The following is a 9,846-nucleotide window of genomic DNA, read 5'->3' on the forward strand; positions in this document are numbered from 1 at the left end:
CTTTTCCAACGTGAATTTGCCGGGTTTTACGACGCTGAATAGGAGATTCATGGTGCATGGGATGCCTCGCTAGTAACAGACGCGCTTTCGGAAAGCGCTGCAGAAGTGATTGGGGCAACAACGTCGGATTGTGCACTATGGTTTAGCACAGCACGGTGCCGGTTAACAGGGCTGTGAATATCTGCCGAACTGTGTGCTGACGCTGTAATCGCTGGAACAGCAGCAGATTGCGTGCTTGCGGTGGGGGCGGTTCCCAGTTGCAGACGGGCTACACCCATGGCGTTCGCAGGAAGCGCAATAGCTTTACCCTGATAATGAATGGTCACGCCCTGGGCATTGCCAACCAGAACCTGATAAGGCGGTTTTCCTGAGTTCACTTTGAGCAGATCACCCGGACGACCGAGGACCGCCAACAAGGTTTTACCGGCAGCGTCCCTGACCTGTACCCAGCAGTTGGCATGAAACTGGAAAGCGATTTCCGCAGTCGTATTGCTGGTCACTGTAGAGCTGGTCGCAGCCGATTGCGCGGTGGCCGTTACAGGACTGGAGCTGCCCACAGCCTGACGGCGAGTGGCTACGACCACACTTTGCACAGAAGCAGTCGGCGCCGTATTGGAAATTGCCGGCTCAGCCAGGGTCGCCGGCATGGAGGAAACACTGTGGCTGTTATTTTCAGGTAGTACGGTCGAAGCGTTCTCGCTCCGCCCCCAGAACCACCAGACAGCCACTATCACGGCAATCAATATCAAGAAAGAAATCAGCAGGGTGCGTTTACTGTAATCCAGCAGGGGGCTCTCGCCATCAGGAAGCAATTGGCGCGTCGGAGAAATTCCCGACCCCGCGTTGGCGGCGTCATAATTGCGCAGCAACGGTTCCGGATCCAGATCCAGAATGCGTGCATAATTCTTGAGGAATCCACGCGCAAAAGTGGCGCCGGGAAGCACGGCATAATTCCCTTCTTCGAGCCCTTGAACCTGAATTTCAGTAATATGTAAGCGTTCCGCTACCTGCTTTAGAGTCCAGCCACGTGCTTCACGGGCATTTCGCAAATCCGGATTGCTGAGGCTTTCATCCATGGAGTCCATCTCTTGATCAACCATGTTGCAGCAACAATTGCTGCGCTTTTTTTCCCGCATCGGAATACGGTGCGGCATTGACGCAGCGCTGCCACAGAGCCGCAGCCTGTTCCGGGCGTCCTTGCCGGGCGGCAATCTGTCCGGCCAACAGTAACGCACTGGCGTTATCTGGTTCCTGAGCAAGTACCACCTGCAAATGTCCATAGGCAGCTTGCACATTACCTTCTTTAAAGTCCATTTCGGCCAGTATTTGCAAGGCAGGTGGATAGTTGGGAAGAAGATAGAGCGCACGATTCAGCGCATTGCGGGCGGCAACCGGATCTTTGAGGCCCGCATAGGCCTGGGCCAGATTGGTCCAGGCGAATTGTGGCGTGCTGTATAAAGGATCGGCGGTCGCTTGCTTGAGTTGCACGATGGCCTGCTGGTAGTCACCTGTGTTAACCAGAAACGCACCATAATTATTACGATATTCCGGATTTTTGGCGTCCAGTGACAGGGCCTGTTCAAAAGCCTGCCGTGCCAGAGTTTTCTGGCCCAGCTGCTCATAGGCCAGACCCATCACATTATAGGCATCTGCATAGCTGTCATCCGCCTGATTGGCCATTTGCAGTTCACGAATGGCTTGCCGGGGGTGTCCATCCTGCAAATAAGCCGTGCCCAGTGAAGTATAAATACCCGCCTTGGCCTTACCATCATCGGCAGGAGCCTGAAGACTCTGGTCAGCAGCACGGGTTTTGTGTTCATGTGCAATAAAGGCGGCCATTTGTTGATCCGAAGTCATGGGCGTACTTTTACTGCCAAATAACCCACAACCACTCAATACCGACACGACAAGCAGGCCAGGAATCCAGATTACTTTATGGAAGCGCATTCCATCCGTTTTCATGCCTGAACCCTCAAAGGAATGCTGCGCCGACCATCGCGCACCTGCCCCGCCAATTGTCCACAGGCAGCGGCGATGTCATCGCCGCGCGGGCGACGGGTAACCGTCATGATATCGCCGCGCAGAATAATATCCCGGAAGGCATCAATGCGTTTTTGCGGCGAACGCTGGTAATCAGAACCCGGAAAGCTGTTAAACGGTATGAGGTTCACCATGGCTGGAATACCCGACAATATGCGCAACAGAGCCCGGGCATCGGCATCGCTATCATTGACGCCATCCAGCATGACATATTCAAAAGTAATGCGGCGACGCGGGAGCAGCGGATAGCGACGACAGGCATCGAGCAATTCGGCCAGAGGGTAATGGCGATTGACCGGCACCAGCACATCACGGACTTCGTCCCGGCTGGCATGTAAACTGATTGCCAGATTGACAGGGCTTTCCGCACCCAGTCGATCAAGACCCGGAACCACACCAGCGGTGCTGACCGTGATGCGCTTGGGCCCATAACCATAGGCGAAATCGTCGCGCAACAAATCCAGAGCCGGCAAGACCTGGCGTAAATTCAGCAGCGGCTCGCCCATACCCATGAAGACAATATTGGTAATGGCATCCAAGCCCTGCATTTGCCGGGCCGTTCTGATCTGGGCAACAATTTCATGGGTGTCGAGGTTACGGTTGAGTCCCTGAGCACCCGTCGCACAGAAGCTGCAAGCCAGCGAACAACCTACCTGCGAGGAGACACAGAGGGTTCCCCGATCTTCCTCGGGTATAAATACCGTTTCAATCGCATTGCCGTCAGGCAAACCCAACAACCACTTTCGGGTACCGTCAGCAGCCAGTTGATCGGCAAGAATTTCCGGCTCCGCATATTGGGTTTCTTCGCTCAGCCGCGCACGCAAGGCCTTGCTGATGTTGCTCATTTCCGCAAAATCCGTGATCTGCCGGCCATGAATCCATTGCAGAATTTGCTTGGCCCGAAAGGGCGACTCTCCCCAACCGGCCAACAAACGCTCCAGGGACTGGCGATCCAGCCCCAGAAGCTGCGGCTTTTGAGCCGGCATCACAGCGCAGGCCTCGGCACTCATTTAGCGCGAAAAAATCTCCCGTTGACTAAAGAAATAGCTGATTTCCCAGGCAGCCGTTTCGACACTGTCCGAACCGTGGACCGCATTAGCGTCAATGCTGTCAGCGAAATCCGCACGAATGGTTCCAGGTGCAGCATCTTTGGGGTTGGTCGCACCCATGAGATCACGGTTTTTCAGAATCGCGCCCTCGCCTTCCAGCACGCTGACCAGCACCGGGCCGCTGCTCATGAAAGCACAGAGTTCACCGTAAAAAGGACGGGCCTTGTGAACAGCATAAAATCCACCCGCATCTTCCTGGCTGAGATGCAGCATTTTACTGGCTACCACCCGAAGACCCGCTGCTTCAAAACGACCGAGAATGGCACCGATGGCATTTTTCTGGACGGCATCGGGTTTAATAATGGACAAAGTGCGCTCAACAGCCATAAATTCCTCAATAGGGATAGATTAAAAGTCGCCATAGGCTAGCATTACACCGGTTTACTGGCAATCGATAGTCCGGTTCCAGATGTGCTTACCCATGACGTTCAGTTCCCGTAAAAACCTGGCGTCATGAGTGCTTTCGTTCAATGACTACGGAACAAAGCATCCCGGCAGTCAGCGGGAAATCCTTGGGTTTTCTTAAAATCCTGATGTGCACGGGAATGCGGGCAGGTAGACGCACCCAATTGAAGCTCGCCCGGACATTTGCCACGAGACGTGCTCCGGTGTGGCTTTCGCGATCAGTAATAGCTGGTGCGATACTCTCCACCAACCCCGGAAAAGTATGTGCAGATCCCAGCAGGCGCAGATGCGCATGATCTCCTACATGCACACCCTGTAGCCGGGTTTGTTCAAAGTAACCGTCAATCCAGTAGCTGCCCGTCTCCACCAAGGCCAGAAGCGGCTTACCGGTTGCTGCGTAATCCCCTACGCGCAGACGCAGATGGGAAATAATACCCGCCACCGGAGCCCGCACCTCGGTATGTGCAAGATCATATTGCGCCAGATGGACGCGCGCACGTGCAGCGTCAGCCTGCGCCCGGGCTACGCGCACTTGCAGCAGGGCATCAGAGCGAGCCTCAGCCGAAACAACGTCGTCAGGCAAATGCGCCCGACGTGCCGACTGCTCCTGCCGCAACGCCAATTGCGCATTGGCATCCGCCAGTGCGGCCCGCGCATTGGCGAGAGCCAGACGATAGCGCTGTGGATCAATGCGGAAAAGTACCGTTCCGGCTGCTACTTTCTGATTATCCTTGACATAAAGATCAATCACTCGACCTCCGACGTCGGCGTTGATTTGGGCAATTTGTGCCTGTACCACCGCATCTCTTGTCCAGGGCTGATCCATATAGGCCTGCCATAGTCGCCAACCCAGCCAGGCAGCAAGGAGCACGACCAGAATGGTAACCAAAACCCGCAATATGCGTGCAATCATTTATAAACCTCAAGGCCCAACAGTGCAAAAACACACACGAACAGGGCCAGACGAAACAGTGCCGGATGCCATATCCAGCGATCCATATCCCATCGACCGGTCCATTTGTCCACGATCAGATACAGAATGACGCTCAGCCCAAAAATAGGCAAAAGCGTTGGCAGCACAGCACCAAAGAGGACTATTTCAACAGGCATGCTCAGCCTCGTTTGCTACCGAGAAGCGTCGTGATACGCTGGCAATGACATGAACATAAACACGAAACAGGGCATCAGGCGGCAAAATTGGGTGTAAGGCCGTATCGACGGTTTCTACTGGCAAATTGGCCGCAGCGTCCATGACCGCGCATAGACGGTTTTCATAATTTGCCGACATGGGTACCTCATATTTTTTGGGAAACGCTTCAAGTAAGGGAGTAACATATTGCGCTTCGTAGCGCGACAAAGGTTGCTCACCTGCCATTTCTGCTTGTGCATGCAGCAAAATACGCAGCTGCAGGATGCCTTCGGCGAGCTCATTAAGACGCATTACCTCGCGCAGAATTTTCAGGTCACTGGCCTGCTGAGGTGACAAATCTGCGGCCAATAAACGCAAATATTCACGACTTTCCGCTTCAAACTGGTTACGCAAGTTGGGTAATGGAGCCTGCGCCGCAACCCGGACAAGTTGGCGAAAGCGTTGCAGAAGTCGCCGTCGCTCCCAGTCATTACCCACTGGAAAAATGAGATAAAAAGCAATTCCCACTATAAATACTGCCAGCAATTGTGCGGTCCCATTATTCAGCAATGCGCTATAAGATATTTCCTGCTCATCTCCCGGAATGGCAAACAGGGGGAAAAATATACCAAAACCAGCCGCAGTGCCTGACCACCGGGTACGCGTCAACAACCAAGGAGGGATTAACAAAAACGGCAACAGTGCAAGAGCCAGCATGGGAAAACCCGATATTCGCGGTAAAAACTCCAGACTGAACAGGAGAGCCGAGAGGAAGGCAGTGAGTACACCAAACCCCATCTGCCGCACCGAAGCCAGCGGATTGGGAAAGGTGGAAAATAACGCGCTGAGGACTACGGCAATAATGACGGCTTCGGGACCAGAAGGCCACGCCGTGTTTAACCAGAAAAGCGAAACCACCGCAACAACAACCATGCTGCGCAAGGCCGCGCTCAAGGGCTGGGCTATTTCTGTAGGCGGACGGTCAAAAGAGGCGTGCCAATGTTTCCCTTGTACTCTGGCAATTGCCAGCGGTAAGGGGGGGACCGCCTTGATTGCCCCGGGACAAAGCAATTGCCCATAACTGACCATATAGCGCCGGAATTCAGCCAGAAAGCGGGTGAGTAACAGTATCAGACTATCGAGAGCCAGTCGTTGATCAGCATTCAGGTCATCCAGCAAAGAGATCCGTAATTCATCCAATTGCTGCACGGTCCTGTTTTGCAGACTCTGCAACTGATTTTCTGCAGCAATAATTTCGCCATTCTGGATTTGTTGTTGTATCTCCTGAAAATCCAGACGTATCGAATCGATCAAATTTTCAGTTTTGATACGCACCGGCGCGAGCGTATCGCGTTGCAATCTGCGAATATGACTATTCAGCAAATGCAGCGAACCCGAAGCAAACATCATGTCGGCAATCATCTGCCGAACGCGCATATTTTTACGGCGTCCGCGACTACTTTCAAAAAACGCCCCGGAACGATAACTATCCAGCTGCAAAATCTCCTGAATCGCTTCAAGATGCAGGGCAATCCAGTCAGCCCTCGGCACGCCGCCCTGCAGTACGCGCAAGGTGTTGCGCAAAAAATGCAGCAGGCGCGTTTGTGCCGTCTGCTGCAGCAGATCTTCCAGCGGTTGCGGAAAGACAATGGCACTCATGACCGAGGCCACCATGATCCCAAGCATCACATCGCTCAGGCGAGCAACGCCAATATAAAAGGCATGCTCAGGATCCAATGCCGCAGGCAGCCCGACCAGAGCAGCAGTGTAACCAGCCAGCACAAAGGCGTAGGCCTGAAAATTACGGAAATAACGCGCCCCGGCAGTGCAAAATCCCACCCAGAGGGCCAAGCCGGCAAGAAATCCCAGTCGTTCATCCGGAAATGTCGCTACCAGCAACAAGGCGACAATACTGCCTGCAATAGTACCAATCGCCCGGTAAAAACTCTTGGCCAGAACCATCCCGTTACGCGACTGCATCACAATAAACACGGTGATTACGACCGTACTGGGAGAGTCCAGCTGGAATCTATAAGCCAACCAAAGACCAATCAGCGCTGCAGCGGCTGTCTTGGCCCAGAAAATCCAGGTTTGCAGATCGTGCTGGTAAAAACTCTGCCAATATTGGCGACTGGCAAGATTCAGGGTACTCATGATGGAGAATGCGGTCCCGTCCAGGTTTTTGGAATCACCCTTCCCCCCAGAGCGGCATAGAGTTTGATCAGATTCTGCCGGGCATAAGTATCCAGGCGAATTTGCTGCATCTGATTGTCGATGATCGGCAGTTGTGCCGTCATGACTGGCAGGCCATTACTGAGACCCGCTTGATATCTTTGTTGTTGTAAAGCCGCGCTGCGCGACAAGGCTTGCGCACGCCGCTGTAAGATTTCCCGCTCCTGACTGGCAGACTGCAATTGCCTCAGACTGAAAGCGACTTGCTGCAAAGCCTGTAACAAGCTTTTTTGATATGCGGCGCGAGCCAGCTGATATTTCGCCTGACTGGCATCAAAGTGGCCCCGCAGTCGCCCCCCGGTAAACAATGGCAAACTGATGGCTGGTCCCACACCTGCTTGTAAGGACCCCGGATGCAAAAAAGTAAACAAGCCACCTGCCGCTGCCAAACCACCCGCAAAAGCCACCAGATTGATATCGGGATAATAGGCATCGCGGGCAATATGCACCGCTGCAGCAGCCGCCTTGATGGTCATCCGCTGAGCGACAACATCCGGCCGTTCGGCAATCCATTCAGCCGGAACAGTGCTGGGTTGCTGCCAATGGGTCTGCAACAGATTGGGCTGATAATGACGCAGCATCAAGGGGAGTTGGACACCCACACCGCACAGTGTTGCCAAGGCCTGACGATTACTGTCGTACTTGGCTTTTTGTGCGGCTATTTCCTGCTCCAAACCCGCAAGACGGGCGACACTTGCCAGACTGAGCAAGGAATCACTGAGGCCATGCTGCTGTCTTTCTTTTTCGATTTGTTCAAGCCGCTGCAAGATGTGTTGCTCGGCCTGTAAACGCTGCAGAATGGCAGCACTGGCATCTATTGCGAGAAGCTGTTGCAACACGGCATTTTCAAGAATCAACCTGGCAGCACGCCGTTGCTGTTCGGCTGCCTGCAAGCGCAGGCGCGCCTCCTTGACCTGCTCCTGCTCCTTGCCCCAAAGATCAAGATGAAAAGAAAAATCAAACTTTAACGAATTGTTCCAGGAGGTTTCTCCGGCATAAGGTGGCAAATAAAATTGATTTTTGGTCCAACGGCTTACCCCAATCTGACCGGTGCCCTGGAGTTGTGGTTCGCGCTGCGCTCCCGCTTCGCGCAAGGCAGATAAAGCCAGGGCTATCCTGGCTTTCGCAGCAAGCATGTCCGGATTTTTTTCAAGAGCCAGTTGCATGATGTTTTGCTCTGGCTGATTGAGTAAAGGACGCCACCAGTCCGCAACAGAAGCTACAGACGATTTTTTTTGTGTCAAGTCACTGCCAAGCTGTAAATCCTGCAATGGGGTAGGTTTTGCCAGATGCGGCATGGGCGGTGCACAGCCAGCCAGCATCAACGCTGGCAGCAAGCAGCCCAGGAAATGCCAGGATTTCAATCATGTTCTCCCGTAGAAGATTTTGGAGCGTGGCCCGGAACCGGTAATTGTCGGCAGAGCCGATAGAGCAAAATGAAAGTGTATTACAGCATTTGCTGTCTGATCCAGTTCGGCAAGGACTTCCATGCTTGATCTTCTGCCGGATCCAGCACCAGATTCGCACGCTCTCTTTTAAACCAGGTGTCCTGGCGCTTGGCCAGCTGACGCGTTGCCGCCAGGGCTGCCGCATAAGCTTCTGCCGCTGTAAACTCGCCATTCAGGCGGGCAAAATATTGGCGGTAACCCACTGCCCGCATGGCTGGAAGATCAGGAGCGTAGTGACGTTGCTGTAAAGCCGCCACTTCTTCCAGGAAGCCCTCCTGGAGCATCAAATCCAGTCGTTGCTGAATACGGTCATGCAGCCAGGCGCGAGGCGGACGTAACAGGATTTTCAGTAGTGGTCCGGGGAAAGCGCCCTGCCACTGCCGCGATTGACTTAACGTTGCCCCGGTTTGCTGAATGATTTCCAGCGCACGCTGAATACGTTGCTGATCATGTGGCTGAATGCCTGCCGCCGTTTGCGGATCAAGAGCAGCCAGACGCTCATGTAATGCCGGCCAGCCCTCTTGCGCGGCTTCTTCCAGTAATTTACCCCGTATCTGCGGATCGGCAGGAGGCAGCTCGTCAATACCACGTTCCAGCGCCCGGAAGTACAGGCCGGTGCCCCCCACCAGCAGGGGGATGCGTTCCCGGGCGCGTGCCCGGGTGATGCAAGCCAGGGCATCTTCCCGAAAAAGTCCGGCGGAATAGGGTTGATCCGGTTCACGAATATCCACCAGAGCATGTGGATATTGCTGCCTTAGTGCGCAATCCGGCTTGGCGCTGCCAATATCAAAATGACGATAAACCAGCAGGGAATCGACGCTGATAATGTCTACCGGCAGCTGGTTGGCAATATGCATGGCCAGTGCTGTTTTGCCACTCGCCGTAGGCCCCATCAGGAACAGGGCGGGAATCATCGGCCACGCAAAAACAGGCGGTCAAGATCCGCCAGAGAAAATTGCACAACCGTAGGCCGACCGTGATTACACTGTCCAAACCGTGGCGTCGCCTCCAGCTGGCGCAGGAGACTGTTCATTTCATCAAGGTTCAGACGCCGACTGGTCTTGATGGCCGCCCGACAGGCCATTTCAGCCAGTACCGGATTACCTTCCACGTCGCCCTGCCCCCAGGGTTTGTCCATATCCAGAAGCTCCGCGACCAGTTGCGCAAAATTGCGCGCATCCAGGGAGCGCAAAGCACCATGAATAGCCAATGTGCCCGGCCCGGCTACGCTGATATCCAGACCAGCAGCTCGCAATGCCTCCTGCCGCTCTTCAAAACAGGCCATTTGTGCGGCGGTAACATGCACATATTCGGGAATCACAAATTGTTGTTTATCATCCAGTTGACAGTCTTTTTTCATTTTCTCGTAAAGAATGCGCTCATGCGCCGCATGTTGATCCACCAGAATCATGCCTTCCTGATTCTGCGCCACGATAAAGCGGGCATGAATTTGCGCTACGGCTTGCCCCAGCGGATATTCCGG

General features: G+C 54.1%; 10 protein-coding genes. All 10 read right to left on the minus strand.

Translation table 11 applies throughout. The features are described from left to right. Nucleotides 1–47 precede the first annotated feature (47 nt). A complete protein-coding gene (locus AC2VLY_RS10170; RefSeq protein ID WP_486893940.1) occupies nucleotides 48–1,100 on the minus strand; it encodes a RodZ domain-containing protein in 1,053 nt (350 codons plus the stop codon). Beyond that, nucleotides 1,093–1,962 (minus strand): type IV pilus biogenesis/stability protein PilW, encoded by an 870-nt coding sequence (gene pilW, locus AC2VLY_RS10175; protein ID WP_193649987.1) that lies wholly within the window; start codon nucleotides 1,960–1,962, stop codon nucleotides 1,093–1,095. Before pilW ends, AC2VLY_RS10170 begins: the two co-directional genes overlap by 8 nt. Continuing rightward, on the minus strand, nucleotides 1,959–3,026 hold the full coding sequence (rlmN, locus tag AC2VLY_RS10180) for a dual-specificity RNA methyltransferase RlmN (protein WP_486893942.1): 1,068 nt from the start codon (nucleotides 3,024–3,026) through the stop codon (nucleotides 1,959–1,961). Before rlmN ends, pilW begins: the two co-directional genes overlap by 4 nt. 24 nt (nucleotides 3,027–3,050) lie before the next feature. Next, nucleotides 3,051–3,476 (minus strand): nucleoside-diphosphate kinase, encoded by a 426-nt coding sequence (gene ndk, locus AC2VLY_RS10185; protein ID WP_193649989.1) that lies wholly within the window; start codon nucleotides 3,474–3,476, stop codon nucleotides 3,051–3,053. A 124-nt stretch (nucleotides 3,477–3,600) separates the two neighbouring features. Beyond that, the gene (locus tag AC2VLY_RS10190) at nucleotides 3,601–4,467 is read right to left on the minus strand and encodes an efflux RND transporter periplasmic adaptor subunit (protein ID WP_486922215.1); all 867 of its coding nucleotides are present in this window, start codon (nucleotides 4,465–4,467) and stop codon (nucleotides 3,601–3,603) included. Next, nucleotides 4,464–4,664: a DUF1656 domain-containing protein gene (locus AC2VLY_RS10195; protein ID WP_075322555.1), complete on the minus strand. Its 201-nt coding sequence runs from the start codon at nucleotides 4,662–4,664 to the stop codon at nucleotides 4,464–4,466. The genes AC2VLY_RS10190 and AC2VLY_RS10195 overlap by 4 nt, the downstream gene beginning before the upstream one ends. After that, nucleotides 4,654–6,837, minus strand: coding sequence for an FUSC family protein (locus AC2VLY_RS10200; RefSeq protein ID WP_486893647.1), 2,184 nt, complete (start codon nucleotides 6,835–6,837; stop codon nucleotides 4,654–4,656). The genes AC2VLY_RS10195 and AC2VLY_RS10200 overlap by 11 nt, the downstream gene beginning before the upstream one ends. Next, nucleotides 6,834–8,279, minus strand: a complete 1,446-nt coding sequence (locus tag AC2VLY_RS10205) for an efflux transporter outer membrane subunit (RefSeq protein ID WP_486893646.1) — start codon at nucleotides 8,277–8,279, stop codon at nucleotides 6,834–6,836. The genes AC2VLY_RS10200 and AC2VLY_RS10205 overlap by 4 nt, the downstream gene beginning before the upstream one ends. Before the next feature lie 83 nt (nucleotides 8,280–8,362). Beyond that, nucleotides 8,363–9,277, minus strand: a complete 915-nt coding sequence (gene miaA / locus AC2VLY_RS10210) for a tRNA (adenosine(37)-N6)-dimethylallyltransferase MiaA (protein WP_486893645.1) — start codon at nucleotides 9,275–9,277, stop codon at nucleotides 8,363–8,365. Further along, nucleotides 9,274–9,846: DNA mismatch repair MutL family protein (locus AC2VLY_RS10215; protein WP_486893643.1), on the minus strand; the 573-nt coding region annotated here is incomplete at its 5' end. The genes AC2VLY_RS10215 and miaA, both read right to left, overlap by 4 nt.

It is taken from the genome of Acidithiobacillus sp. TH-A36, from assembly GCF_057473445.1.

Bases quoted from the DNA above. Each gene is read 5' to 3' on its own strand.
- AC2VLY_RS10170 (WP_486893940.1), bottom strand. From the start codon at position 1,100: ATGGTTGATCAAGAGATGGACTCCATGGATGAAAGCCTCAGCAATCCG.
- pilW (WP_193649987.1), bottom strand. From the start codon at position 1,962: ATGAAAACGGATGGAATGCGCTTCCATAAAGTAATCTGGATTCCTGGC.
- rlmN (WP_486893942.1), bottom strand. From the start codon at position 3,026: ATGCCGGCTCAAAAGCCGCAGCTTCTGGGGCTGGATCGCCAGTCCCTG.
- ndk (WP_193649989.1), bottom strand. From the start codon at position 3,476: ATGGCTGTTGAGCGCACTTTGTCCATTATTAAACCCGATGCCGTCCAG.
- AC2VLY_RS10190 (WP_486922215.1), bottom strand. From the start codon at position 4,467: ATGATTGCACGCATATTGCGGGTTTTGGTTACCATTCTGGTCGTGCTC.
- AC2VLY_RS10195 (WP_075322555.1), bottom strand. From the start codon at position 4,664: ATGCCTGTTGAAATAGTCCTCTTTGGTGCTGTGCTGCCAACGCTTTTG.
- AC2VLY_RS10200 (WP_486893647.1), bottom strand. From the start codon at position 6,837: ATGAGTACCCTGAATCTTGCCAGTCGCCAATATTGGCAGAGTTTTTAC.
- miaA (WP_486893645.1), bottom strand. From the start codon at position 9,277: ATGATTCCCGCCCTGTTCCTGATGGGGCCTACGGCGAGTGGCAAAACA.